This window comes from Haloechinothrix sp. LS1_15 (assembly GCF_033042135.1).
In the GTDB taxonomy this organism is placed as follows: Bacteria; Actinomycetota; Actinomycetes; order Mycobacteriales; family Pseudonocardiaceae; genus Haloechinothrix.
This window is the reverse complement of sequence record NZ_WBXM01000017.1, coordinates 1-26,327: the sequence shown is the minus strand read 5'-3', so window position 1 is coordinate 26,327 and position 26,327 is coordinate 1. Positions and strand designations below refer to the sequence as shown.

Sequence of the window (26,327 nt, the reverse complement as noted above, 5' to 3'; positions counted from 1 at the left end):
GCACGTCCGCCACTGGGGAGGCACCCCGTTGGGGAACTCAGCGGATAATCCGTAAAGTTGAACAGATAGAGGCAGTGAGAGTGATGAGGGACGCAGGTGCAGCCGTGTAGCTCCGTGCAGTAGCGTGCCGGAGCTATACGAGGAGCTCGCTCGTGCGTAGCCCGCCAGAACAACCCAGATCTCAGGAGCGTGTGCCGTGGCCACCAGGCCCCCTGTGAACGTCCCCCAGCTGAGCAAGCGCAGCCGGGTCCTTCTCGTCCTCGGCGGTATCGCCGTGCTGGCGTTGCTGGCCGGGACGAGGCTGATCGACACCTATATCGATTGGTTGTGGTTCGGCGAGGTCGATGCGCGATCGGTGTTCAGTACGATCCTGCTGACCAGGATCGGCCTGTTCTTCTCCGTCGGCGCCGTCGTCGGCGGGATCGTCGCGCTGAGTCTCTACCTCGCCTATCGGACCCGGCCGGTGTTCGTCCCGGTCTCCTCCGAGGATGATCCCCTCGCGAAGTACCGCACGACGATCATCGGCAGGGCGAAGTGGTTCGGGATCGGTATCCCCGCCTTCATCGGCATCATTGCGGGCGCCACGGCACAGGCGGACTGGGCGATGGTGCGGCTGTTCTTCGGTGGCACCGAGTTCGGCGAGACCGATCCCGAGTTCGGCTTGGACGTCGGCTTCTTCGCGTTCAGCCTGCCGTTCTACAACTGGCTGGTGAACCTGGGGCTGGTGGCCAGCGCCCTCGCGTTCATCGCGGCCGCGGTCGTGCACTACGTCTTCGGCGGTATCCGATTCGGCACCGGCATGGGCAGGCTCGGCTACTTCAGCAGCGCCGCCAAAGTGCAGCTGGCGATCACGGCGGGCATCTTCGTCCTGATCAAGGCGGTCGACTACTTCCTCGACCGCTACGACATGCTGCTGTCGAATCGTAACGACATCTTCATGGGCGCCACCTACACCGACCTGCACGCGGTGTTGCCAGCCAAGCTGATCCTCACCAGCATCGCCGTCTTCTGCGCGCTGGCGTTGTTCGCGGGCGCGGTGATGCGCAATCTTCAGCTGCCCGCGATCGCGCTGGTGTTGCTGCTGCTGTCGAGCGTGGTGGTGGGTGCGGCGTGGCCCGCGCTGCTGGAGCGGTTCGCGGTGCAGCCGAACCAGATCGAGCGCGAGGCCGAATCGATCGAGCGGAACATGACCGCCACGCGACATGCCTACGATCTCCAGGATGTCGAGTTCCACGATTACACCGGCAGAACGGAGGCCTCCGCTGACGAGGTCGCCGAGGAGATCGGCACGATCCCGAACATCCGGTTGCTGGATCCGGCCGTGCTGGAACGAACCTTCACTCAGCTCGCTGGCCGGGAGAACTACTACGGCTTCCCCGAGATCTTGGATATCGACCGGTACGAGATCGACGGGGAGAAGCAGGACTTCATCGTGGCCTTGAAGCAGATCGACCCGGAGGGACTGACCCCGGCGCAGGGGAGCTGGATCAACCGGCACATGGTCTACACCCACGGCAACGGCTTCGTGGCCGCCCCGGCCAACCGCATCGATCGCGCGCTTGGCGGCGATGACGGTAGCGACGGTGGTTTCCCGGTGCTGGGAACCAGCGACACCGAGACCCCGGCAGGCGCTCACGGCATCGAGGTCGACCAGGCACGGATCTACTACGGCGAGTTGGACCACGACTACGCGATTGTCGGCGAGTCCGGTCCCGGTGAGCGCAGCACCAATCAGGAGCAAGACTACGTCTACACCGGCGAAGGCGGGGTGCCGGTGGACAACCTCTTCCACCGGGCCATCTTCTCCGCCCATTACGGCGAGCGGAACTTCCTGTTCACCGGCCAGATCGGCGACGGGTCGAAGATCCTGTACAAGCGCGACCCCACCGACCGTGTGCGGGACATCGCCCCGTGGCTGACGGTGGACGGTGACCCGTACCCCGCCGTGATCGACGGGGAGATCAAGTGGATCGTGGACGGCTACACCACGCTGGACAACTACCCGTATTCGCAGCAGCAGCCGCTGGGTGAGGTCATCGAGGACCCCATCACCGGGCTCGAGCGGCCGGATCAGAACACGATCAACTACATTCGCAACTCCGTGAAGGCCACCGTGGACGCCTATGACGGCACGGTGACGCTGTACACCAAGGACCCGGACGACCCGGTGTTGGAAGCGTGGAAGAACGTCTTCCCCGACCTGGTGGAGCCGGAGGAGGCGATCTCGGACGAGCTGCGGGAGCACTTCCGCTACCCCTCGGACATGTTCAAGGTGCAGCGGGAGCTGCTGACGCGGTACCACGTCGAGAGCCCGCGGGAGTTCTACACCACCAACGAGTTCTGGGACGTGCCGCCGGACCCGACGGTCGAGGACGAGCCCGAGCAGCCGCCGTACTACATCATGGCGGAGACGCCGGGCTTCGAGGAACCGACGTTCCAGCTCACCAGCCCGTTGACGCCACTGCGCAGGCAGTACCTGTCCGCATGGATGTCGGTGTCCTCGGATCCGGAGACCTACGGTGAGATGCACGTCCTGCGGCTGCCGTCCACGGACGAGACGCAGCAGACCGAGGGCCCGATCCAGGTGCAGAACCGGTTCGAGAGTGATCCGGACGTCGCTCAGGACCGCACGCTGTTCGACAACCCGAACATCGACGTGATCTACGGCAACCAGCTCACGCTGCCGGTGGCCGGTGGGTTCCTCTACGTCGAGCCGGTCTACATCGAGCAGACCAGGGAGCACGCCTTCCCGCAGCTGGCGCGCGTGCTGGTCGCCTTCGGTGACCGGGTGGGCTTCCACCCGACCTTGGAAGGCGCGATGGAGCAGGTCTTCGGTGAGGGCATCACCGATGTGGTGACCACCCCCGTCGAGGGCGACGCCGATGTCGACCTGCCCGATGTGCGCGACGAGGACGAGGAGCCCGCCGAGGACGCCGACGAGGTGGACGAGGCCCCCGCGCAGGTCGAAGGGATGACCGCCGAGATGGAGCAGGCGGCCGCGGACATGCAGGCTGCATGGGCCCGGTACCAGGAGGCGCAGAGCAACGGCGACTTCGCCGAGCAGGGTGACGCGCTCACCGAGCTCGACGAGGCGGCCCAGCGCTACGAGGAGGCGAAGAACAACGCCGAGGCCGGTGACGACGACGTGCAGCCCGGCGGCTGACCGCGGGTAGCCATGTCCAGGGCTTCGGCACTCCGTGTTGGGCGCTGTGACACCCTGCGTCGGCTAGCTGGGTAGTTTCCAGTCGTCCGATGCTCGTGGGGGCCACGAGAACACTCGTGGCCCCCACGAGCCTTTTCGTGGCACGGTCAGCTTCAGACACGGCATCTCGGTTGGTTACGGGGCGGGTTCGGCCGCCGGGACCCCCCGTGCACGGGCCGTGAGGGCGGCATGTATGGTGAAGGCACAACACAACGACGCGGGGTGGAGCAGTTCGGTAGCTCGCTGGGCTCATAACCCAGAGGTCGCAGGTTCGAATCCTGTCCCCGCTACCAGACATCAGGGCCCTTACCGGGCATTTCCGGTAAGGGCCCTGATCGTGTTCCGGCCGCCGTGGCCCCTGGTGGCGCACTGACAGGCCCGAGGTCAGGCATACCCCCGGCGACCAGCGCATCGTTGGTAGCGGCGGGTCCTACGTGGCCCCATCCGCTGTCTCACCCGAACAGGTGCTGAGTCGCTGCGCACCGACTTCTATTGTGGACCTGAGCGGGGCCACAGTGGACAAGTCGACGAATCAGTGGCACTGTAGACACTATGGCCGATATCAATGCGACATCAGCAGCGCTGCTCGGCTTGCTCCACGACGGGCCCGCCACCGGTGGCCAGCTCGTCGCTGCCGCTGAGGATGCGTTCGGAACCTTCTTCAGCGTGACGCGCAGCCAGGTCTACCGGGAGCTCCCGGTACTCGCCGAGGCCGGGCTGGTGCGGTTGGGCAAGCGTGGAGCGCGGTCGAGTCAGGAGTACGTGCTCACCCCCGCGGGCAAGAAGGCGTTCCGACAGTGGATCAACGAGGACGCCGGTCCCGACCACATCCGCAGCACCATGATCCTGCGTGTGATCAACTCGGGTGTGGTGACGGACAAGCAGCGTGCCGAGCTCATGGACAAGGCACGTGCCCGCTACAAGGAGCAAGCCGCGACGATGCGGACGGTCGCCAAGGAGACCGAGGATCCCATTGACCAGGCGATAGCCGAGTTCGGCTACGCTTACGCCCGTGCGGCGCTGAAGCTGGTCGACGCCGTCGAGAACGCGTGAGAGCGGTGGCGGCCCGGCGTGACGCCGGTCGGCGTCACGCGGGCTTCGCCTGTGCCCCGGCGGCGATGGCACGCTGGTGAGGCGTAACCTGGAGAGTTGTGAGCGTGGATGTCGACACCCAGCTGAAGCAACTCTCCGGCACGCTGAGCCAGGTCGAGGCGGTGATGGATCTCGACGCATTGCGTGCCGAGGTCGCTTCGCTGGAGGAACAGGCCGCGGACCCGCATCTATGGGATAACCCGGAGACCGCCCAGCAGGTCACCAGCAGGCTGTCTTACCGGCAGGCCGATCTGCGGAAGGTGACCGAGCTGCGGCAGCGCCTCGACGACCTGACCGTGCTCTACGAGCTGGCCGCCGAGTCGGACAGCGACGAGGAGGCGCAGCAGGCGCGCAGCGAGGCCGACGCCGAGCGTGAGCGCCTGGCGACCGAGATCGACGCCCTCGAGGTGCGCACCCTGCTGTCCGGCGAGTACGACGACCGCAACGCGGTGGTCAACATCCGCGCCGAGGCCGGGGGAGTGGACGCCGCGGATTGGGCGGAGATGCTGCTGCGCATGTACCTGCGGTGGGCGGAGCGGCACGGCTACCCGACCGAGGTCTACGACATCTCCTACGCCGAGGAAGCAGGCATCAAATCGGCGACCTTCAAGGTCACCGCAGCCTACGCCTACGGAACACTGTCGGTGGAGCAGGGTACCCACCGGCTGGTGCGTATCTCACCGTTCGACAACCAGGGCAGGCGGCAGACCTCCTTCGCCCACGTCGAGGTGCTTCCCGAGGTCGCCGAGGTGGACCACATTGACATCCCGGAGAAGGACATCCGGGTGGACGTCTACCGCTCCTCCGGGCCAGGGGGCCAGAGCGTCAACACGACCGACTCGGCCGTGCGGATCACCCACCTGCCGACGGGCGTGGTCGTCTCCTGCCAGAACGAGAAGTCCCAGTTGCAGAACAAGGCCGCCGCGCTGAAGGTGCTGCAGGCGAAGCTGTTGCAGCGGAAGAAAGAGGAGGAGCAGGCCGAGCTCGATGCGCTCAAGGACAGCGGCTCGAGCTGGGGCAATCAGATGCGCTCCTACGTGCTGCATCCGTACCAGATGGTCAAGGACCTGCGCACCGACTACGAGGTCGGTAACCCCACGCCGGTGCTGGAAGGCGAGATCGACCGCTTCCTCGAGGCGGGTATCCGCTGGCGCAAGCAGCAGGAGCAGGCCGGTAGCCAGCCGTGACCCCCGCGTCGGGTGGTGAGCCGAAGGGGCCCTTCGGTACATATTCGGTACCCGAGGAGTCCTTCGGCTCGGCGCATCGCCGCGGGCACTATCAAGATTTCACACGTCTGGCGGGTAGGATCACGCATCGTGATCCGGCTTGAAGACGTCAGCAAGGTGTACAAGACCTCGACACGACCCGCGCTGAGCGAGGTGTCGGTCGAGGTCGACAAGGGCGAGTTCGTGTTCGTCATCGGCCCGTCCGGCTCGGGGAAGTCCACGTTCCTTCGCCTGCTGCTCCGTGAGGAGACACCGACCCGCGGCAAGATCTTCATCTCCGACGTCGATGTTGCCAAGATGCCGCGCCGGAAGGTACCGCGGCTGCGGCAGACCATAGGGTGCGTCTTCCAGGATTTCCGGCTGCTGAGCAACAAGACCGTGTTCGAGAACGTCGCCTTCGCGCTCGAAGTGATCGGCAAGCCCGCCCACACCATCCGCAAGGTGGTTCCCGAGGTGCTGGAGCTGGTCGGCCTCGACGGCAAGTCCGATCGTATGCCGAACGAGCTCTCCGGCGGCGAGCAGCAACGCGTGGCGATCGCCAGGGCGTTCGTGAACCGCCCGCTGATGCTGCTTGCCGACGAGCCGACCGGCAATCTCGATCCGGAGACCAGTCAGGACATCATGTTGCTGCTCGAGCGCATCAATCGGACGGGCACCACGGTGTTGATGGCCACGCACGATCACTCGATCGTCGACTCGATGCGCAGGAGGGTGGTCGAGCTGGAGTTCGGCAAGGTCATCCGCGATGATGCGCGAGGGGTGTACGGCGTTGGTCACTGACGCACCGCGCGCCCTGCCGCGCCCGTGGCGCCACCGCCCGGCGAACCGCGCCACGCTCCCGTCAACCCGCTAACCCCCGACCGAAGGACTCTGTCGCCAGATGCGTGCCAGCTTCGTGTTCAGTGAGGTCGCCACCGGTCTCCGCAGGAACGTCACGATGACCATCGCGATGATCCTGACCACCGCGATCTCGCTCACCATGCTTGGTGGTGGCCTGCTCATCATGCAGACGGTCGACCTCACCAAGGACCGCTACCTCGACGACATCGAGGTATCCATCTTCCTCACCGACGACGTCAGCGCCAACGACGAGAACTGCACGGAGCAGCCGTGTGCCGATCTGCGCCGCTCGCTGGAGGAAAACCCCGAGGTCGAGACCGTCGTCTTCCAGAGCAGGGAAGAGGCCTACGAGAGCTTCCAGCGCATCTTCGAGCAGCAGCCCGAGCTGGTGGAGCTGGCTCGGCCCGAAGCCCTTCCCGCATCGTTGCGGGTGCGGCTGGTCGATCCGGAACGGGCCGATGTGATCACCAACGAGTACGAGGGGGAAGCGGGGATCCACCAGATCCAGGATCAGGGCGTGTTCCTCGAGCGGTTGATCGACGGGCTGAACAGCTTCCGCAACATCACGCTGGTCGGTTCGGTCGCGTTGCTGGCAGCGGCGTTGCTGCTGATCGCGAACATGGTGCAGATCTCGGCGTTCACGCGGCGTACCGAGGTGGGCATCATGCGCCTGGTTGGCGCCACCCGCTGGTACACGCAGCTGCCGTTCCTGCTCGAGGCGGTGGTGGCCGGGGTGACCGGCGCGTTACTCGCGGTTGCCTCCCTGGTGGGCGTGCAGCTGTTCGTGGTGGACGGCGTGCTGGCCGAGATACGCGATGCTGGGATCATCGCCATACCGTCGCTGCTGTACACCGTGTTGATCGTGGCACCGGTCCTGCTGCTGTCCGCGGTGGTGATCTCGGCGGTCACCGGCTACGTGACACTACGGATGTACGTGCGTCACTAGGAGTGTGCCTCGAGCGTGCGTCACAGTGGCGCTGCTCGCCCGTAGAGTGGTGGTTATGCCGAAAGAACGTGGTCGCAGCACGATCGTGTCGAACCGGCGCGCGCGGCACGACTACACGATCCTCGAGACATTCGAGGCGGGGATTGTGCTCACGGGCACCGAGGTGAAAAGCCTGCGTGCGGGTAAGGCTTCGTTGGTGGATTCGTTCGCCACCGTGGACGACGGCGAGGTGTGGCTGCGCGGGGTGCACATCCCCGAGTACGCGCAGGGGACCTGGACCAACCATCACCCGCGCAGGCACCGCAAGCTGTTGCTGCATCGCACCGAGATCGCGAAGCTGATCGGCAAGACCAAGCAGAGCGGGCTGTCGCTGGTCCCGCTGTCGCTGTACTTCTCCGACGGCAAGGTCAAGGTCGAGCTGGCGCTGGCGCAGGGTAAGCGCAAGCACGACAAGCGGCGGGACATCGCGCGGCGGGAAGCGCAGCGCGAGGTCGCCAAGTCTGTCGGCAGGGCCGTCAAGGGGAAGATCTAGTAGGCCGCCACCCGTAGTCCGGGGCGGCGGGAACACACGAGCTTGCCGTGCGCGTTATGCTGATAGCGCCCACTCGGAAGAGGACGAAGGGGGTGAACGGTTTCGACTCTGCATGTTGAGTCAGGAGAAGCGTGCCGGTGCAGGCGAGAGACCACCGTTAAGCGTCGTCGCAAACATATAAGCGCCAACAAGCAAGAAGCGCGCCAGGATCAGTTCGCGCTCGCTGCGTGAGCTAGTTGATCCTTGTCGGTCCGGATTCGTCCTCCGATCCGATGACCGGCATCAGCAAGGAGGACTGACCGTTCGAGGCCGGCCGCGGGCCTGGACGGGACATCTTACAGCGGCTGGGCCCGTCACACCGGCTTGTTCGCGTGACCGGTGGGGCCGAGTAGAGGCATAGCGAACTGCGCACGGAGAAGTCCTGGCAAAGCAGCAGAGGACCCGGGTTCGATTCCCGGCACCTCCACCTGGCCGCGTCCCTGTCCGGTACTACCGGGCAGGGACGTTGTCGTGCGCGACCGAGTTCTGTTACTTGGAGTATCCGCGAGCGTCGAATCATGTATCGAACGCGTGATAGCGCTACTCCGTGACTGTGACGTTCGTCGCTCCTTGTCGCAACGAATCGGTAACACATGTAGGAAAAGATGGAACACTGGCAGCGATGACCGGGGAGGTGTGCGGGTGCCCGCGGACAAGCCTGAATCGCAGGTCTCGGTCGCCGAGCTGTTGCGCCGGGAGGGAGTCGACGGGCAACCGCCGCGACGTCGTGGTCGGCAGCGCCGTGGCGGGCCGGTGGCGGTTGCGGCGAGCGTGACGGTGCTGTGCGGCGCGACCGTGACGGGGATGCTCGCGCTCGCACCTCACGCGGGGATGTCGCCAGCCCCGAGCGCGCCGAGCGACCTGGCCACCCCCGAGTCGTCCGATGGGCGCACGCTGCCGTTGCCGCTGGCGACCGTGACGGGCTCGCCGAGCAGACCGGGCAGCCACGCCGACGGTGACCAGGACCGCGAGGACTCGTCCCGGTACCACCCGCTGGGAGCGGACATCGGTTCGCAGGCGACCGGCGGCTCCGCCGGTTCCCACCCACGGTCGACCGCCAGCGCGCGGTCCGGCTCCGGCGGCTCCGCAGACCCCTCAACCACCGCGACCGGCTCGTCGCGGGACGCCGCGAGTGGTGAGCGAGCCGAGCGTTCGTCGGAGCGCGACACCTCGCAGCCGTCCCGGACGAGCCCGCCCGCGGAGTCAAGCGCACCACCCTCGCAGGAGGCCGAGGATTCCTCGGCTCCCTCGTCGCCGCCCAAGGAATCCTCTTCGGCTCCGCCGAGGGAGTCCGGCACCTCGGAATCGAGGCCGCCCGAGTCCGGATCCCCAGAGCCGTCGGGCTCTCCGGAACCATCGGAACGATCGACAGAGCCGTCTTCGGAGCGCTCGTCGCAGCCACAGGAACAGGGCAACGGCAACAGCGGCGGTAATGGCGGAGGCAACGGCGACAACCGGGGCGGCCAGGGAGGCCAGGGACGCGGTTAGGGAGGACAGTGACCGTAAGCCTGGTTACGTTTCGTAACAAGGCGTGCGGACACCGCATGTTGATCTCGCTGTGGCGTGCGACACGCCGGTGTATCTCTTTGCATGAACCGGCGCATGGATTACGCTAGAGACGTCTGCCGGTCCCCCAGCGGCAGACAGTAGCCCCGGGCTCCGGTTTCCCCCCAGGCCGTTGAGCCCGGGGCCTTTTTCGCAACAACGGGATCCGCGCTCGATCGGTGGCGTAGTTGCGCCACTGACGTATCTGTGCCCACGGACGGGCCACCTGGCTGTAATGATGGTCACGATTTGCGGGCAGACGCCTGGGCCGATATCGCCACCCCGAGGAGGACGCCCCATGGCAGCGTCGAAGCACGCCGATGTCCAGCAGGAGCACAGGTGGACCGAGGAGGCCAGGGAAGCCGAGCGTGTCCGGTGGGAGGCTCAAGCGGGTAAAGCCGCGGTCACCGTGGCCGGACATGCCACCGACGCCGCCGAGTGTCGTGAGCTGCTGGACATGTTGGGTCTCGAACTGGATGTGGTGCGCGAGACCGCGGCGCGCTGAGGTCGCGTCACGGTGCCCGACCGCCGAGACGGCCGGTGAGCTCCCGCGCCGCGGCGCGGACCGTGGCAGCCAGCGCGGGCCACGTCTCCGCGCACCCGCCCTCGGTGTGGCACGCGTGCCGGAAGGTCATGCTGATCGACGCGATCGGGTGAGTGCTGTGATCGAACACCGGGCAGGCGACCGAGGCGAAGTCCGTGGTGACGAAGCCGTCCTCGATGGCCCAGCCGGTGCGGCGTTCCACGGCGAGCAGGCTGCGTAGCTCACGGAGGTCGCGCGGGCCACGGTTGGTCCGCCGGAGGAACGAGCTTGGCTGCGGGAAGAGCGCGCGCACCTGGGCGCGGGGTAGGTGGGCGAGGATCGCGCGCCCCGAGGCCGTCAGGTGTGCGGGTAGCCGCACCCCGACATCGGTGACCGTCGTCTCCGGGTGCGCGGGACGTTCCTTGACCAGGTAGAGGGACTCGTTGCCGTGCAGCACGCCGAGGTGGGCAGTGTGCTGCATGCGATCCACCAGCGCGCGCAGGATCGGGCCTGCCAGCCGCTCCAGCGGTTCGTGCCGCAGATAGGCGGAACCGAGCTCGAAAGCGGCGATACCGAGTCCGTACCGCCGTTCGCTCGCCAGGTGCACCACGAATCCGGCGTGTTCCAGCTCGGCGAGCAGGTGATAGGTCGTCGACCGCGGCAGGCGCAGCGACCTGGCCACCGTGGCCGCGGGTACTGGGCCCGCGTGGGAGGCGAGGGTACGCAGCACGGCCAGGCCCCGCCGCAACGCCGGTATGTCCGAGCTCGGTCCCATCGCGGGCACCGCCTCCCACTCTCGCGTGATCGGTCTGGGATCCCAGACAGAATTCTGCGGATGACAGGTGATCCCGCGCAACACAGGCGGTGAAATGGCGGTATGAGCGAGATCCCCGTAACCGACGACCAGGTAGGCGAGCACGCGATCGTGGCGGTCGGGCCGGAACCACTGACGGTGACTCAGGTTGTTGACGTGGCGCGGCACGGCACGCGGGTGAAGCTCACCGCCGCCGCACGCGAACGCATCCTCAGCGCCCGCGGGCACGTGGACGCGCTGGCCGCGGCACCCCGCCCCGCCTACGGCGTCTCGACAGGATTCGGGGCACTCGCGGTGCAGTCCATCCCGCCCGACCGGCGTGCCACGCTGCAGCGTTCGTTGGTGCGCTCGCATGCGGCAGGCGCGGGCGCCCCGGTGGAAACCGAAGTGGTCCGCGCCATGATGCTGCTGCGGCTACGGACGATCGCCACCGGCCGCACCGGCGCGCGCATCGACACCGCCGACGCCCTGGTCTCGCTGCTCAACGCCTCGGTGACGCCGGTGGTGGCCGAGTACGGCTCGCTCGGGTGCTCCGGTGACCTGGCGCCACTGTCGGCGGTGGCGTTGGCGCTGACCGGCGAGGGTGAGGTGTTCGACGCGGACGGCACCGTGGTCCCTGCTGCCGAGGCGCTGGCCGCGGCCGGTATCGAGCCGGTCAGCTTGGCCGAGAAGGAAGGTCTCGCGCTGACCAACGGCACCGAGGGGATGCTCGGCATGCTCGCCATGGCCATCACCGATCTCGAGTGCCTCATCGACACGGTCGACGTGACCGCTGCGATGAGTGTGGAAGCGCTGTTCGGCACCGATCGGGTGTTCGCAGACGACCTGCAGTACCTGCGTCCGCAACAGGGGCAGGCGATCTCGGCCGCGCGGATGAGCACGGCGCTGGCCGGTTCGGCGATCGTGGCCAGCCACCGCGGTGACGACTGCCCGCGTGTGCAGGACGCGTACTCGTTGCGCTGCGCGCCACAGGTCCACGGCGCCGCGCGGGACACCGTGGAGCACGCCCGCACCGTGGCTGGCAGGGAACTGGCCTCGGCGATCGACAACCCCGTGGTCCTCGACGACGGCCGGGTGGAGTCCAACGGGAACTTCCACGGCGCCCCCATCGGTTACGTGCTCGACTTCCTCGCCATCCCGGCCGCCGATATCGCGAGCATGGCCGAGCGCCGCACCGACCGGATGCTCGATGTGGCGCGCTCGCAGGGATTGCCGCCGTTCCTCGCGCAGGATCCCGGTGTCGACTCCGGGTACATGATCGCGCAATACACCCAGGCCGCCGTTGTCTCGGAACTCAAGCGGCTGGCCACCCCGGCCTCTGTGGATTCCATCCCCAGCTCGGCCATGCAGGAGGACCACGTATCGATGGGGTGGTCGGCCGCGCGGAAGCTGCGCTCGGCTCTCGCGGGCCTGACCACGGTCGTCGCTGTGGAGTACCTCGTCGCGGCACGCGCGCTCGACCTGCGCGCACCGTTACGGCCTGCGCCTGCCACCGGCGCGGCGGTCGATGCGTTGCGGGAACGTGTGCCGGGGATGGGGCCCGACCGGCATGTGGCTCCGGAGATCGCCGCCGCCGAGGAGCTGGTCGCGGCGGGGAAGGTGAACGCGGCTGTGGCGCCGCTGCGCTCCGACGGGGAGGTCACGTCATGATGGGACGCGGTACCGGGCCGGGAACCGTCCGCGCGGCTCGCGGCAGCGAGCGCACCGCGCGGAACTGGCAGACGGAAGCGGCCCTGCGCATGCTGCACAACAACCTCGACCCCGAGGTAGCCGAGCGCCCCGACGAACTGGTGGTCTACGGCGGCAGCGGCAAGGCGGCGCGAGATGCGGCCAGCTTCGGAGCCATCAGCCGCGAGCTGGCCGCCTTGGCCGCCGACGAGACCCTGCTGGTGCAGTCCGGCAAGCCGGTCGGCGTGCTGCCTACCCACGAGTGGGCGCCGCGGGTGCTGATCGCCAACTCCAACCTGGTGCCGGATTGGGCGAGCTGGCCGGAGTTCCGCAGGCTGGAGTCGCTGGGGCTGACCATGTACGGGCAGATGACGGCCGGTTCGTGGATCTACATCGGAACCCAGGGCATCCTGCAGGGGACCTACGAGACGTTCGCCGCGGTGGCGGAGAAGCGTTTCGGTGGCTCCCTGGCCGGGAGCTTGACGGTCACGGCAGGCCTTGGCGGTATGGGTGGGGCCCAGCCGCTCGCGGTGACCATGAACGGCGGTGCGGCATTGGTGGTGGAGTGCGACCCGGTCCGCGCGCGGCGCAGGGTCGACACACGGTACCTCGACGAGGTGGCGGGTGATCTCGACGAGGCGGTGCGGCGGGTCACCGAAGCCAGGCAGGCGGGACAGCCGCTGTCGGTCGGGGTGATCGGCAACGCCGCCGACGTACTGCCCGAGCTGTACCGCCGTGGCGTGCCCGTGGATATCGTCACCGACCAGACCTCGGCACACGACCCGCTGTCCTACCTGCCGTCCGGGGTGGACGTGGACGAGTGGGAGGCCTACGCGCGCGCCAAGCCGGAGGAGTTCACCGGGCGTGCGAGGGAGTCGATGGCTCGCCACGTGGCTGCCATGGTGGACTTCCACGACGCCGGGGCCGAGGTGTTCGACTACGGCAACTCGCTGCGCAACGAGGCCGCGCAGGGCGGCTGCGAGCGGGCGTTCGCCTACCCCGGTTTCGTGCCCGCCTACATCCGGCCGCTGTTCTGCGAGGGCAAAGGTCCGTTCCGGTGGGTGGCGCTGTCCGGCGATCCCGCGGACATCGCGGCGACAGACCGTGCGGTGCTCGAGCTCTTCGGCGACCAGCCCTCGCTGGCGCGCTGGCTCGGCATGGCCGCCGAGCGGGTGACCTTCCAGGGGCTGCCCGCCAGGATCTGCTGGTTGGGTCACGGCGAGCGGCACAGGGCGGGCCTGCGGTTCAACGACATGGTCGCCTCCGGTGAGCTATCCGGCCCGATCGTGATCGGCCGCGACCACCTGGACTGTGGGTCGGTGGCTTCGCCGTACCGGGAGACCGAGGCGATGGCCGACGGTTCGGACGCCATCGCCGACTGGCCGCTGCTCAACGCGCTTGTCAACACCGCCTCCGGCGCGAGCTGGGTGTCGCTGCATCACGGTGGCGGTGTCGGCATGGGGCGGTCGATCCACGCCGGGCAGGTCTGCGTTGCCGACGGCACCGAGCTGGCCGCGCGCAAGCTGGAGCGAGTGCTGAGCAACGATCCCGCGATGGGGGTGCTGCGGCACGCCGACGCGGGCTACGAACGTGCCGAGCGGGTCGCCGGGCAGCAGGGGATCCGCATTCCGATGCGAGGTCGCGATGACGGCCGTAAGTGACGCGGCCACTGTGGCCTCACGGTTGCGCGCGATCGAGGGCGTCGGCAGAGACCGGCGGCGCGGCGGCTACTCGCGGCACGTGTTCACCACCGCCGAGCGCGAGCTACGCGAGTGGTTCGCCGAGCGTGCCGCCGCCTGCGGCCTCGACGTCGAACCGGACGGCAACGGCAACGTGTGGGCCTGGTGGCACCCGTGCCCGCGCGGCGATGCGCCTGCCGTGGTCACGGGAAGCCACCTGGACTCGGTGCCCGGTGGTGGCGCGTTCGACGGGCCGCTCGGGGTGATCTCCGCGCTGTGCGCGGTCGAGCGGCTGCGCGCGAGCGGGTTCCGGCCCGCGCGGCCACTGGCGGTCGTGGCATTCGCCGAGGAGGAGGGCGGCCGTTTCGGCGTGCCGTGCCTCGGCTCGCGGCTACTCACCGGCGCCATCGAACCGGGCTCGGCGTTGCGGTTGACCGACGGGGACGGCGACACGCTGGCCGACGTCGCGGCCCGCGCCGGGCTGCGACCGGAGCGCATGGGGCCCGATGCCGACCTGCTCGCGCGCATCGGGGTGTTCGTGGAGCTGCACGTGGAGCAGGGCAGGGGGCTGGTCGACCTGGACTCGCCGGTGGCGCTGGGAACGTCCATCGACCCGCACGGCCGCTGGCGGCTGAGCATCACGGGACGGGGTGATCACGCAGGCTCGGCTGCGCTGGCCGACCGGCGGGACCCGATGGTGCCCGCGGCGCACGCGGTGGTGGCCGCGCGGCAGGCGGCCCGCGCCGCGAGCCACGACGGCGCGCGGGCGACCGTCGGCAGGCTTGAGCCGTCCCCCGGCGGCAGCAACGCCATCGCGTCCCGGGTGGATGTGTGGTTGGACGCGCGATCGGCCGACGGGAACGTGGTGCGCCAGGTCGTCGCCGAGGTGTGTGCCGCGGCGGGGCGTTCCGCCGAACAGGAGGGTTGCGAGCTCGAGGTGTTCGCCGAATCGTGGAGCGAGGCGACACGGTTCGATCCGCTGCTGCGCGCCCGGATGCGGGGTATTCTCGGTGACCTTCCCGAACTGGCCACCGGGGCGGGTCACGATGCGGGCGTGCTCGCCGCGCACGTGCCCGCGGGCATGCTGTACGTGCGTAACCCGACGGGCATCTCGCACGCTCCCGCCGAGCACGCCGAACCGGAGGACTGCGAATCGGGGGTCGAGGCGTTGACGCGGGTGCTGTCCGAGTTGGCTGGCTCGACGGGCGCTGACGGTGCTGACGGCACCGGTGGGAACGGGAGCTGGTGAGGTGGTGCGGTGAGCCGGACATACTGGTGCGAGCACGCGTGGCTGCCGGAAGGCCCTGTGGGCGGGGTCTCCGTCACGGTCGATGACGGCCGGATCACCGCGGTCCAGCGCGACGCGCCCCGGTCGGGCACGGTGCTGGCTGGGATGGTCATGCCGGGTATGGCCAACGCGCATTCGCACGCCTTCCATCGCGCGCTGCGCGGCAGGACCCACGCGGGCGGGGGCACGTTCTGGACGTGGCGGGAGCGCATGTATCGGCTCGCCGAGCGTATCGACCCGGATCAGTACTACCGGTTGGCCAGGGCCGTCTACGCGGAGATGTTGCTGGCAGGCTACACCGCGGTCGGCGAGTTCCACTACCTGCACCACGACGCCGACGGCAGCCCGTACGCCGACCCGCACGCGATGTCGAGCGCCATCGTCGCGGCGGCCGTCGACGCCGGGATCCGGTTGACCCTGCTGGACGCCTGCTACCTCGCGGGCGGGGTCGGTGGTGCGCCGATGGCTCCGGTACAGCGCCGGTTCGCCGATGCCGACGCGGACGCGTGGGCGCAGCGGGCGAGCGGGTTCGATCCGGGTAGCGATCAGGTACGGCTCGGTGCCGCGGTGCACTCGCTGCGCGCCGTCCCCGTGGAGCAGGTGCCGGTCATAGTGGCCTGGGCACGGCAGCGTGACGCGCCGCTGCACGCTCACCTGTCCGAACAGCGCGGGGAGAACGAGACGTGTCACACGGTGTACGGGCGCAGCCCCACCGAGTTGTTCGCCGAGGCGGGGGCGCTCGACGAGCGGTTCGTCGCGGTACATGCCACCCACACCACGGGACTGGACATCACCTGGCTGGGCTCCAGCGGGGCGTGGGCGTGCCTGTGCCCGACGACCGAGCAGGACCTCGGTGACGGCATCGGGCCGGCGCGCAGCCTGGCCAACGCGGGGTGTTCGCTCGCGCTCGGCAGCGATTCGCACGCCGTGGTCGATGCTCTGGCCGAACTGCGCGGCCTGGAGATGGCCGAGCGGCTCGCCGCCGAGTCGCGCGGCCGGTTCTCGCCGCACGAGCTGGTCACCGCCGGGGCCGCGCACGGCGCGATCGGCTGGCCGGAAGCGGGTCGCATCGCCACCGGCGCGATCGCCGACCTGGTGCGGGTATCGCTGGACTCGGTGCGGACCGCGGGGTGCGACCCCGCGGGGATCCCGCTGTGCGCGACCGCTGCCGATGTGCGGGACGTGATGGTCGGCGGGCGGTGGATGGTGCGACAGGGCAATCACCTCGGCATCGACACCGCCGCGGAACTGGACACCGCGATCAGGGAGCTCACCGCATGACGGCGCTGCTGATCACCGGTATCGGAGAGTTGACGACGAACGAGCCGGCGCTTGGCACGCTCAGCGACGCGGCCGTCGTACTCGACGGGCAGCGCGTCGCCTGGGTCGGGGCCGCTGCGGAGGCGCCCCCGGCCGACGCCCGGTTCGACGCGGGCGGCCGAGCGGTGCTGCCTGGCTGGGTGGATGCGCATACGCACCTGGTGTTCGCCGGTGACCGCACCGCGGAGTTCACCGCCCGGATGGCGGGCGAGCCCTATTCGGCAGGCGGGATCGCGGTGACAGTGGCCGCCACCAGGTCAGCCTCAGACGCCGGACTGGCGAGCAACCTCGCGAGGTTGGCGCACGAAGCCCGCATGCAGGGCACCACGTATCTGGAGACGAAGACCGGCTATGGGCTGACGGTCGCCGACGAGGCGCGCTCGGCACGGATCGCCGCCTCGGTCGCCGACGAGGTCACCTTCCTCGGTGCGCACATCGTCCCTGAGGGCGTTTCCGGCGAGGAGTATGTGATCGAGGTGACGGGACCGATGCTCGATGCGGTGTCCGGGCACGTCCAGTGGGTCGATGTGTTCTGCGAGCGGGGCGCATTCGGTGAGCAGGACGCGGAGACGGTGCTGCTGGCGGCCGCCGAGCGGGGACTCGGGACGCGGGTGCACGGTAACCAGCTCGGTCACGGTCCGGGGATCCAGCTGGCTGTGCGGCATGGCGCCGCGAGCGTGGACCACTGCTGCTACGCGACCGACGCCGACACCGAGGCGCTGGCCAGTAGCTGGCGGGACGGCCGGGCGGGAACGGTGGCCACCGTGCTCCCTGCCTGTGACTTGTCGACAAAGGGACCGCTCGCACCCGCCCGGAGGTTGTGGGACGCCGGTGCGGTCGTGGCGCTGGCCACCAACGCCAACCCTGGGAGCTCGTATACGACCTCGATGGCCTTCTGCGTGGCCACGGCCGTGCTGCAGCTGGGGTTATCCGTCGAGGAGGCGGTGTGGGCAGCGACCAGGGGCGGCGCCAAGGCATTGCGGGCGGACACCGGAGACGGTGCCGTCGGCGTGCTCCGTCCCGGTGCGCGGGCGGACGTGCACGTGCTGGACGCACCATCGATCACCCATCTCGCCTACCGGCCGGGCGTCCCGCTGACGTGGGCCGTCTGGCGGAGCGGGGAGCGGGTGCGCTAGCTGTCGGGCGCCGCCCAGCGCAGGTTGCCGTCACTCCCTGCCGCGCACGATGGTGGGTTCGAAGCCCTCGTCGTCATCGCGCGGCCGCGGCACCATCACCTGCGATTGGTGCTCGCGTTCGTGCTGGTCACGCTTGTCCCGGTGCCCTGCTGTCGATCGAACATCGAGGTTACTGGCCTGCGTCCGCGTCATCACCGTTCCCTCCAGCCTGCGTCGCGCGGTGCCGCGCGTGACGAAAGAGAGTCACGAAACCCTGTGCATCCGTGATATCTCGACAAGAGGGTGTGTGTTACGTCACGGAGCCAGGAATCCCCGATCGGATGATGAGCGCACGTGCCGTCAGCCGGTGGCGGGCAGCAGCACGACGCCGTCGTCGTCGGCGTAGAGCTGGTCGCCGGGGTGGAAGGTGATGCCGCCGAACCCCACGGGGACGTCCACGCTGCCCGCTCCTGCCTTGCTGCTCTTGCGGGGGTTGGTGCCGAGCGCCTTGATCCCGATGGGCAGATCGGCCAGCACCGCGCTATCGCGCACCGCGCCGTGCAGCACGAGCCCGTGCCACCCGTTGTCCACGGCCGACTGGGCGATGAGGTCGCCGGTGAGCGCGGTGTGCAGCGAACCACCACCGTCGACGACGAGCACACCGCCTTCGCCCGGTGTGCGGAGCAGCTCACGCAGCAGGCCGTTGTCCTGATAGCACGACACGGTGCGCACCGCGCCCGCGAACGACCGGTGCTTGCCGAACTGGTGGAACTGGGTGTCGCACACCCGCAGTGCGTCACCGTGCTGGTCGACGAGATCGGCGGTACTGATCAGTTCACTCACACGCTCGAATGTAGAGCACGTTTCCCGTCAGTTCTGGAACGGGTCCTTGGTGCTGCCGACCAGGTCGGCGATGGAGTCGATGACCTTCGTCGGCCGGAAGGGATAGCGCTCTGCGGTGTCGCGGGCGGCGATCCCACTGAGCACCAGGATGGTGCGCATACCCGACTCGATGCCCGCGTGCACATCGGTGTCCATCCGGTCACCGATCATCACGGTGTCGCCCGAGTGGGCACCGAGAGCGTGCAACGCGGAGCGCATCATCAACGGGTTCGGCTTGCCGACGTAGTAGGGCTGCTTCCCGGTAGCCCGCTCGATCAGGGCGGCGACCGAGCCGGTGGCAGGCAGCACCCCGTCACGACTTGGCGCCGTGGGATCGGGGTTGGTGGCGATGAACCGCGCCCCGGCGTTGATCAGCCTGATCGCCTTGGTGATCGCGCTGAAGCTGTAGGTGCGGGTCTCGCCGAGCACGACGTAGTCGGGGTCGCGTTCGGTGAGCACGTAGCCCGCCTCGTGCAGCGCGGTCGTCAACCCCGCCTCTCCGATCACGAACGCCGAGCCGTCCGGCCGTTGCCAGCTCAGGAACTTCGCCGTCGCCAGCGCCGACGTCCAGATGGCGTCCTCCGGCACGTCCAGCCCGGTCACCTGCAGGCGTGCCCGCAGGTCGCGCGGGGTATAGATGGAGTTATTGGTCAGCACGAGGAACGGGCACCCGTTGGCGCGCAGCTCGCCGAGGAACTCGTCGGCGCCCGGTACCAGGTGTTCCTCGTGCACCAGGACGCCATCCATGTCGGTCAGGTAGCGCCAAGCCGTCTCGGTCATATCCCGAGCCTAGCCCGCGCGGTGCGCGCCCGACGTCGCGACCTCGGGCGCGGCCAGCCGCGCCGCATTGGCTGCCGCGTCGTCGGGAGCTTGCTGGGCGCGGCGCTCCGCGTGCACGCGTTCGCAGTAGTGCGACACCTCGGCGTCGACTCGCTCGGCGCTCCAGCCGAGCACCTCACCCATCATCTCGGCCACGGGTCGGGCTGCGGTGGTCCCCCTGTCGAACTGTTCGACGGAGATTCTGGTGCGCCGGGTCAGCACGTCCTCAAGGTGCATAGCTCCCTCGTGTGTGACCGCGTAGCGCACCTCGGCCCTGTGGTAAGCGGGCGCGCCGGGCAGCGGCTCGGCCAACCCGGGCTCCGCCGCGATCATCTCGAGCAGCTCGCCGGTCGCCGAGCCGTACCGGCCGAGCAGGTGCTCCACCATGGCGAGCGGGAGTTCCGCGCGGTCGGCCACTGCCTGGCGCTGCTGCCACATCTCGTGGAACCCGATCGCGCCGACGAGAGGAAGCTTGTCGGTCAGCGACGGGCTCATGGACCGGCCGAGCCCGGCGATGGCGTGGTCGACCGCGTCGGCTGCCATCACCCGGTAGGTGGTGTACTTCCCGCCAGCCACGACGGTGAGGCCACCGATGGGTTCGGCGACGGCGTGCTCGCGCGAGAGCGTGGCGGTGTCGTCGCTCGTCCCGGCAAGCAACGGGCGCAGTCCCGCGTAGACCCCTTCGATGTCCTCGGTCGTCAGCGGGTCCCGCAGCACGGTGTTGACCGTCGCGAGCAGGTAGTCGACGTCGGCCTTGCTCGCGGCGGGGTGCTCCTTGTCGTACCTCCAGTCGGTGTCGGTGGTGCCGATGATCCAGTGCTGTCCCCACGGGATGACGAACAGCACGCTCTTCTCGGTGCGCATGATCATGCCGGTGTCCATCGCGATGCGCTGCCGAGGGACGAGCAGGTGCACTCCTTTGGACATGCGCACCCTGAACGGTGGCTGTGCGCCTGCCGCCTCGTGCATCTCGTCGGTCCACACCCCGGTCGCGTTGATCACCCGGTTCGCGCGGATGACGATCTCGCGATCGCCCTCGGTGTCACGGGCGACGGCGCCGGTGACACGCCCGTTCTCCCGCAGGTAGCGCGTGACCCGGGTCCTGGTCAGCACCGTGGCGCCGTGCTGGGCGGCGGTGCGTGCCAGCGTCATGGTGTGGCGTGCGTCGTCGACCTGCGCGTCGTAGTACCGGATCGCGCCGGTGAGCGCGTCGGGGCGCAGGGCGGGCGCGTGCTCCAGCGCGTCGCCCCGGCTCAGGTGCCGGTGCTTCGGCAACGCGCGCGCCCCGCCCATGGTGTCGTAGAGCAGCACGCCCGCACCGATGTAGGCGCGTTCGGTGACGCCGTTGTGCAGCGGAAGCACGAAGGGCACCGGGCGCACGAGATGCGGGGCGAGCTTGCGCAGCAGCAGCCCGCGTTCCCGGAGAGCCTCGGCGACCAGCCCGAAGTCACGCTGCTCGAGATAGCGCAGCCCGCCGTGGATGAGCTTGCTCGATCTGCTCGACGTACCCGCGGCCCAGTCGCGCGCTTCGAGTAACGCCACCGACAACCCCCGGGACGCAGCGTCGAGGGCGGCCCCTGTGCCGACCACGCCCCCGCCGACGACGAGCACGTCCACGGTCCGTTCCCCGAGATCGCGCAGCGCCCGAGTCCGGTAGTCCGCGTTCAGTGGGACGGCTGACACCTCATGACCTCCTCAGTCCTCGACATCCACCCAGTCGAGCGTGCGAGACACTGCCTTCTTCCACCGTTCGTGGGCGGTGTCGCGCTCCTGCTCGCTCCAGGTGGGCTGCCAGCGCTTGTCTTCCTGCCAGTTCGCCACCAGCTCGTCGGTGGTCTGCCAGAAGCCGACGGCCAGACCGGCGGCGTATGCTGCACCGAGCGCGGTGGTCTCGGAGACCACCGGTCGGGAGACCGGCACGCCGAGAATGTCGGCCTGCAGCTGCATGCACAGTTCGTTGACGGTCACGCCGCCGTCCACCCGGAGCACATCGAGCGCGACACCCGAGTCGGCTTCCATCGCCTCGACGACGTCGCGGGTCTGGTAGCAGATGGCTTCCAGTGCTGCGCGGGCGATGTGCGCGTTCGTGCTGTACCGGGACAGACCGACGATGGCGCCGCGCGCGTCCGATCGCCAGTACGGCGCGAACAGCCCGGAAAACGCCGGGACGAAGTAGACTCCGCCGTTGTCGGAGACCTGGCCTGCCAGGCTCTCGCTCTGTGCAGCGCCCGAGATAATGCCGAGCTGGTCGCGCAGCCACTGCACCGCCGATCCGGTGACCGCGATCGAGCCCTCCAGCGCATAGACCGGGGTCTGCTCGCCGAACTGGTAGCAGATCGTGGTCAGCAGCCCGTGCTGCGAGCGGACCAGCTCGTGTCCGGTGTTGAGCAGCAGGAAGTTTCCGGTGCCGTAGGTGTTCTTGGCCTCGCCCGGGTTGAAACACACCTGGCCGACAGTGGCAGCTTGCTGGTCACCGAGGATCCCCGTCAGCGGGATCTCGCCGCTGAACGGGCCGTCGCTGCGTGTCTTGCCGTAGAACTCCGGATTCGACGAGGGAAGGATGAATGGCAGCATCGCGCGGGGAACGTCGAAGAAGGACAGCAGTTCGTCGTCCCAGTCCCAGGTTTCCAGATCCATCAGCATGGTGCGGCTGGCGTTGGTGGCGTCGGTGACGTGCACGCCGCCGTCGGTGCCGCCGGTGAGGTTCCACAGCAGCCACGTGTCGGTGGTGCCGAAGATCGCCTCGCCTTTCTCGGCGTCTGCCCGCACACCGGGGACGTTGTCCAGGATCCACTTGAGCTTGCCGCCGGAGAAGTATGTGGCGGGAGGCAGGCCGGAACGCTGTCGGATGATCTCACCCTTACCGTCGCGTTCCAGCGCGCTCGCGATCTTGTCCGTGCGGGTGTCCTGCCACACGATCGCGTTGCAGTAGGGACGTCCCGTCGTGCGGTTCCACACCACCGTGGTCTCGCGCTGGTTGGTCACCCCGATCGCCGCGAGGTCCGCGGCGCTGAGATCCGCCTTGTTCATCGCCGAGGTGATCACCGCGCGGGTGCGTTCCCAGATCTCGGTGGGATTGTGCTCCACCCACCCCGCCTGTGGCAGGATCTGCTCGTGCTCGAGCTGGTGACGTGTCACCTCGCGTCCGGAGTGGTCGAACACCATGAAGCGGGTGCTGGTCGTGCCCTGGTCGATAGCTCCGACGTAGTTTCTCATCACTGTCCCTTCGAGAGTGAAGCCTGCGAGGACGGTCTAGAACACGAGCTGCGACAGCAGGCCGGCGAGGCCACCGCCGACGAGCGGGCCGAACACCGGCACCCACGAGTATGCCCAGTCGGAGCTCTTCCGTCTCGCGGGAGCGGGTTCGGTCGCGGTGCCCGGCCCCGGCGAGGCGCCGACCGTGGCTGGCGCGGCCGGCTCGGTGGCGCGCTGCACCGGTAGGACCGCGTGCGCGATCCGCGGCCCGAGGTCGCGCGCCGGGTTGATGGCGTAGCCGGTGGGGCCGCCGAGCGAGGCACCGATACCGACCACCAGCAGGGCCACGGCGGCCGGGCCGAGCCCGTGGGGCGTCTCGGCGAACGACAGCACCACGATTACCAGCACGAACGTCCCGACGACCTCGGTGGCGAAGTTCCACGAGTAGTGTCGGATCTCCGGGCCGGTGGCGAACACCGCGAGTTTGGCCCCCGCGTCTTCCTCGGCGTCGAAGTGCTTTTTGTAGGCCAGGTACGCGACGCAGGCCCCCAGGAACGCCCCGAGCATCTGGCCGCTGACGTAGGCGGCCGACGAACCCGCGGTGATGTCGATGCCGGGCGCGTACTCGTTCGCGCCGCTGGCCAGGATGCCGAACGTGACCGCGGGGTTGATGTGACCGCCGGACTGGAAGGCGACGAATACCCCAGCCATGACGGCGAGCCCCCACCCCATGTTGATCAAGAGCCAACCACCGCCGAGACCTTTGGTCTTGGCCAGCAACACGTTGGCGACGACCCCGCAGCCGAGCAGCGTGAGCATGCCCGTGCCGAGAACCTCGCTGAGGAACACGGAGCTGAGAAGATCCACGCCTCCTCCTTTCCTGGGAACCGGTGCGCCGGGCGGCGCGATGACGGTGACGCTATGCAGTGCCCCCAGGGGTCACAACACAGGTGGTTCGACAATGTCGAACAGCTGGGCTGGCCGGTGTCGCACGAGGTCCTTACCCTCCGGTACTCGTGGTAGAAAACATGGCGCAGCTCACAACCCTTACGGGTGACGTGATGGGCGGTCGGGTCGTGTGTTCGACATTGTCGAATCGCCGGTTTCGCGGTAGGTTGCGCCCATGCCGGGACCCGTCCAGTCCATCGAGCGCGCCGCGGCGATCCTGCGGCTGCTGGCCAGGGGTTCGGCACCGCTGGGAGTCGGGGAGATCGCCGAGTCCCTCGCGCTGGCGAAGCCGACGGCTCACGGGATCCTGCGCACCCTGCGGGGAGTCGGGTTCGTGGAGCAGGACCGCGGCACCGGCAAGTACCGGCTCGGGCGGGGCTTGTTGCACCTGGGGTCGGGCTCCCTCGATGCGCTCGATGTCCACGAGCTGCGGTCGCGCTCGATCAACTGGGCGGACGCGCTCGCTGCCCGTAGCGGCGAGGCAGTCCGGATCGGGGTACCCGTCGAGGAGAGCGTGCTCGTGGTGCACCATGTTTTCCGGCCGGACGACACGCTGCAGACCCTCGATGTGGGTTCGTCGCTCGCGCCGCACGCCACGGCCATCGGTAAGGTCCTGCTGGCCTACGATGCCGATCTCGCCGCGCGGGTATGCCGATCCGAGCTGGCCTCGTTCACCCGGCGCACGATCACGTCCCCGAACGGGCTGGCACGGGCGCTGGCCACGGTGCGTGAATCGGGCTGGGCAGTCGAGGTCGGTGAGTCGCTGCCCGGTGAGGCGAGCGTCGCCGCGCCGATCCGCACACACGGTGGCCTCGTCGTCGGCGCGATCGGCGTCACGGGTGTGGCTGAGCGCATCTGCGATGCAGGGGGCAGGCCAGCGAAGTCCGTGGTATCGCAGGTCACCGAGGCCGCCCGCGCGATATCCCGGGACCTCACCCACCACTAGCCCCGGCAGGGCCACCCTCGCCCCTTCCGCCGCCCGACCGACAGAAAGTGCCGAGTGATCATGGCGCAGCGCTACGTGATGGCGATCGATCAGGGAACGACCTCGACCCGCTGCATGGTCTTCGATCACCGCGGCAGGCTGGTGTCGATCGCCCAGCGTGAGCAGCACCAGTACTTCCCCAAGCCGGGCTGGGTCGAGCACGATGCGCTGGAGATCTGGCGAACCGTGGACCGCCTGCTGCCCCAGGCGTTGCGTGAAGCGGGTGCGGACGCCACGCAGGTGGCGGCGCTGGGCATCACCAACCAGCGGGAGACCACGGTGCTGTGGGACCGCCACACAGGGATCCCGGTCACCAGGGCCGTGGTGTGGCAGGACGTCCGAACCGGCGAGCTGGTCGAGCAGCTCAGGGGGCAGTCGGGTGCCGAGGAAGTGATCCGGCGGTGCGGCCTGCCACTGGCCACCTACTTTTCCGCCCCGCGCCTGACGTGGTTGCTGGACAACACGCCGGGATTGCGCAGCCGAGCCGAGGCGGGCGACGTGCTGTTCGGCACCATGGAGAGCTGGCTGATCTGGAACCTCACCGGCGGCACCGATGGCGGCGTGCACGTCACCGATGTCACCAACGCCAGCCGCACCCTGCTGATGAACCTCGACACGCTGGATTGGGACAGGCAGCTGCTGGAGTTCTTCGGGGTGCCGCAGGCGATGTTGCCCCGCATCCGGCCATCAGCAGAGATCTACGCCCACACCCGCAGGGTCGTGCCGGGGATCCCCATCGCAGCCGCTCTTGGCGACCAGCACGCCGCGCTGTTCGGCCAGACCTGCTTCTCCGAAGGCGAGGCGAAGTGTACCTACGGCACGGGTGGCTTCCTGCTGATGAACACCGGCCCGGTACGGGTGCACTCCACGCACGGGCTGCTCACCACGGTCGGTTTCAAGATCGGTGACGAACCGGCGCGGTACGCGTTGGAAGGTTCCATCGCCGTGACCGGGTCACTGGTGCAATGGTTCCGTGACAGCCTGGGCCTGATCTCCACTGCAGCGGAGATCGAAACACTCGCGGGCACCGTCGACGACAACGGTGGCTGTTACATCGTGCCCGCCTTCTCCGGGCTGTTCGCTCCCCACTGGCGGAGCGAGGCGCGCGGCGTGATCGCCGGGCTGACCTCCTACATCACCAAGGGGCACCTCGCGCGTGCGGTACTCGAGGCCACCGGCTGGCAGACGCGTGAGGTGGTGGACGCCATGAATGCCGATTCCGGCCTGGAGCTGGCCACGTTGAAGGTGGACGGCGGGATGACGGCCGATCACCTGCTGATGCAGTTCATCGCCGACGTGCTCGACGTGCCGGTGATGCGGCCGATGATCGCCGAGACGGTATCGCTCGGTGCGGCGTACGCGGCGGGACTGGCCGTGGGGTACTGGCCCGACCTGGAGGCACTGCGTGGCAACTGGCACCGCGCGGCGCAGTGGCTACCGCGAATGGATCGGCGGACCAGGGAGCTGGAGTACGCCAACTGGCGGCGCGCGGTGGAGCTGACGTTCGGCTGGATGCGCCCGCACCAGGACGCGCCCTGATTCGCCGGTGTCAGTCGGTTTCTTCGACGAATCCGATCATGATGGACATGGCGTTGTGTTGGGGGTAGTGGCTGTGGTAGTCGCTGACGAGTTCGAGGGTGTCTCCTTGGGTGATGGTGCCGAGGTTGCC

General features: G+C 68.6%; 22 protein-coding genes, 1 tRNA gene and 1 other RNA gene. 16 read left to right on the top strand and 8 right to left on the bottom strand.

The genetic code is table 11. The features are described from left to right. Window positions 1-196 precede the first annotated feature (196 nt). The 8 genes from F8178_RS19210 (at window position 197) to ssrA (ending at window position 8,307) form a co-directional block, all read left to right on the top strand. On the top strand, window positions 197-3,163 hold the full coding sequence (locus F8178_RS19210) for a UPF0182 family protein (RefSeq protein ID WP_317496249.1): 2,967 nt from the start codon (window positions 197-199) through the stop codon (window positions 3,161-3,163). Between the two features lie 255 nt (window positions 3,164-3,418). Next, a tRNA-Met gene (locus tag F8178_RS19205) sits at window positions 3,419-3,495 on the top strand. 259 nt (window positions 3,496-3,754) lie between these two features. After that, window positions 3,755-4,255: a PadR family transcriptional regulator gene (locus F8178_RS19200; RefSeq protein ID WP_317496248.1), complete on the top strand. Its 501-nt coding sequence runs from the start codon at window positions 3,755-3,757 to the stop codon at window positions 4,253-4,255. Window positions 4,256-4,353: 98 nt separating this feature from the next. Next, the gene (prfB, locus tag F8178_RS19195) at window positions 4,354-5,481 is read left to right on the top strand and encodes a peptide chain release factor 2 (protein ID WP_317496247.1); all 1,128 of its coding nucleotides are present in this window, start codon (window positions 4,354-4,356) and stop codon (window positions 5,479-5,481) included. Window positions 5,482-5,610: 129 nt separating this feature from the next. Next, window positions 5,611-6,300 (top strand): cell division ATP-binding protein FtsE, encoded by a 690-nt coding sequence (gene ftsE, locus F8178_RS19190; protein WP_317496246.1) that lies wholly within the window; start codon window positions 5,611-5,613, stop codon window positions 6,298-6,300. Window positions 6,301-6,400: 100 nt separating this feature from the next. Beyond that, window positions 6,401-7,306 carry a permease-like cell division protein FtsX gene (ftsX, locus tag F8178_RS19185; protein ID WP_317496245.1) on the top strand — a complete coding sequence of 302 codons (906 nt, stop codon included), beginning with the start codon at window positions 6,401-6,403 and terminating at the stop codon, window positions 7,304-7,306. Window positions 7,307-7,361: 55 nt separating this feature from the next. After that, complete coding sequence (gene smpB / locus F8178_RS19180) at window positions 7,362-7,838, top strand: SsrA-binding protein SmpB (RefSeq protein ID WP_317496244.1); 477 nt, start codon at window positions 7,362-7,364, stop codon at window positions 7,836-7,838. A gap of 88 nt (window positions 7,839-7,926) precedes the next feature. Continuing rightward, window positions 7,927-8,307: a transfer-messenger RNA gene (gene ssrA, locus F8178_RS19175) on the top strand. A gap of 391 nt (window positions 8,308-8,698) precedes the next feature. Here the strand turns inward: ssrA and F8178_RS19170 are convergent. After that, window positions 8,699-9,175 (bottom strand): hypothetical protein, encoded by a 477-nt coding sequence (locus F8178_RS19170; RefSeq protein ID WP_317496243.1) that lies wholly within the window; start codon window positions 9,173-9,175, stop codon window positions 8,699-8,701. 545 nt (window positions 9,176-9,720) lie between these two features. Between F8178_RS19170 and F8178_RS19165 the strand changes: the two genes are divergently transcribed. Continuing rightward, window positions 9,721-9,927 carry a hypothetical protein gene (locus tag F8178_RS19165; protein WP_317496242.1) on the top strand — a complete coding sequence of 69 codons (207 nt, stop codon included), beginning with the start codon at window positions 9,721-9,723 and terminating at the stop codon, window positions 9,925-9,927. A 7-nt stretch (window positions 9,928-9,934) separates the two neighbouring features. On the opposite strand, the gene F8178_RS19160 is transcribed toward F8178_RS19165, so the two are convergent. Further along, on the bottom strand, window positions 9,935-10,720 hold the full coding sequence (locus F8178_RS19160) for an IclR family transcriptional regulator (protein ID WP_317496241.1): 786 nt from the start codon (window positions 10,718-10,720) through the stop codon (window positions 9,935-9,937). Window positions 10,721-10,822: 102 nt separating this feature from the next. Between F8178_RS19160 and hutH the strand changes: the two genes are divergently transcribed. From hutH to F8178_RS19135, 5 genes are read left to right on the top strand one after another with little or no spacing between them, the layout of a single operon-like run. Next, a complete protein-coding gene (gene hutH, locus F8178_RS19155; protein WP_317496240.1) occupies window positions 10,823-12,409 on the top strand; it encodes a histidine ammonia-lyase in 1,587 nt (528 codons plus the stop codon). Next, the gene (hutU, locus tag F8178_RS19150; protein WP_317496239.1) at window positions 12,406-14,088 is read left to right on the top strand and encodes a urocanate hydratase; all 1,683 of its coding nucleotides are present in this window, start codon (window positions 12,406-12,408) and stop codon (window positions 14,086-14,088) included. Before hutH ends, hutU begins: the two co-directional genes overlap by 4 nt. Continuing rightward, a complete protein-coding gene (locus F8178_RS19145; protein ID WP_317496238.1) occupies window positions 14,072-15,355 on the top strand; it encodes an allantoate amidohydrolase in 1,284 nt (427 codons plus the stop codon). The genes hutU and F8178_RS19145 overlap by 17 nt, the downstream gene beginning before the upstream one ends. A gap of 9 nt (window positions 15,356-15,364) precedes the next feature. Further along, window positions 15,365-16,675 carry a formimidoylglutamate deiminase gene (locus F8178_RS19140; RefSeq protein ID WP_317496237.1) on the top strand — a complete coding sequence of 437 codons (1,311 nt, stop codon included), beginning with the start codon at window positions 15,365-15,367 and terminating at the stop codon, window positions 16,673-16,675. Next, complete coding sequence (locus F8178_RS19135; RefSeq protein ID WP_317496236.1) at window positions 16,672-17,850, top strand: amidohydrolase family protein; 1,179 nt, start codon at window positions 16,672-16,674, stop codon at window positions 17,848-17,850. The genes F8178_RS19140 and F8178_RS19135 overlap by 4 nt, the downstream gene beginning before the upstream one ends. 30 nt (window positions 17,851-17,880) lie before the next feature. On the opposite strand, the gene F8178_RS19130 is transcribed toward F8178_RS19135, so the two are convergent. The 6 genes from F8178_RS19130 to F8178_RS19105 all read right to left on the bottom strand — a co-directional run bounded on the left by F8178_RS19130 (window position 17,881) and on the right by F8178_RS19105 (window position 23,544). After that, complete coding sequence (locus F8178_RS19130; RefSeq protein ID WP_317496235.1) at window positions 17,881-18,042, bottom strand: hypothetical protein; 162 nt, start codon at window positions 18,040-18,042, stop codon at window positions 17,881-17,883. A gap of 147 nt (window positions 18,043-18,189) precedes the next feature. Beyond that, on the bottom strand, window positions 18,190-18,672 hold the full coding sequence (rraA, locus tag F8178_RS19125) for a ribonuclease E activity regulator RraA (protein WP_317496234.1): 483 nt from the start codon (window positions 18,670-18,672) through the stop codon (window positions 18,190-18,192). Between the two features lie 27 nt (window positions 18,673-18,699). Continuing rightward, window positions 18,700-19,491, bottom strand: a complete 792-nt coding sequence (locus F8178_RS19120; protein ID WP_317496233.1) for an HAD-IIA family hydrolase — start codon at window positions 19,489-19,491, stop codon at window positions 18,700-18,702. Window positions 19,492-19,500: 9 nt separating this feature from the next. Then, complete coding sequence (gene glpD, locus F8178_RS19115; protein ID WP_396345822.1) at window positions 19,501-21,213, bottom strand: glycerol-3-phosphate dehydrogenase; 1,713 nt, start codon at window positions 21,211-21,213, stop codon at window positions 19,501-19,503. Between the two features lie 12 nt (window positions 21,214-21,225). Then, a complete protein-coding gene (glpK, locus tag F8178_RS19110) occupies window positions 21,226-22,746 on the bottom strand; it encodes a glycerol kinase GlpK (RefSeq protein ID WP_317496232.1) in 1,521 nt (506 codons plus the stop codon). 36 nt (window positions 22,747-22,782) lie between these two features. Further along, a complete protein-coding gene (locus tag F8178_RS19105) occupies window positions 22,783-23,544 on the bottom strand; it encodes an MIP/aquaporin family protein (RefSeq protein WP_396345831.1) in 762 nt (253 codons plus the stop codon). 304 nt (window positions 23,545-23,848) lie between these two features. Between F8178_RS19105 and F8178_RS19100 the strand changes: the two genes are divergently transcribed. Together F8178_RS19100 and glpK (F8178_RS19095) are read left to right on the top strand one after the other, a co-directional pair. Further along, entirely contained in the window at window positions 23,849-24,619 is a 771-nt protein-coding gene (locus tag F8178_RS19100) for an IclR family transcriptional regulator (RefSeq protein WP_317496230.1), read from the top strand. 60 nt (window positions 24,620-24,679) lie between these two features. Next, a complete protein-coding gene (gene glpK, locus F8178_RS19095) occupies window positions 24,680-26,197 on the top strand; it encodes a glycerol kinase GlpK (RefSeq protein WP_317496229.1) in 1,518 nt (505 codons plus the stop codon). The last annotated feature ends 130 nt before the right edge of the window (window positions 26,198-26,327 follow it).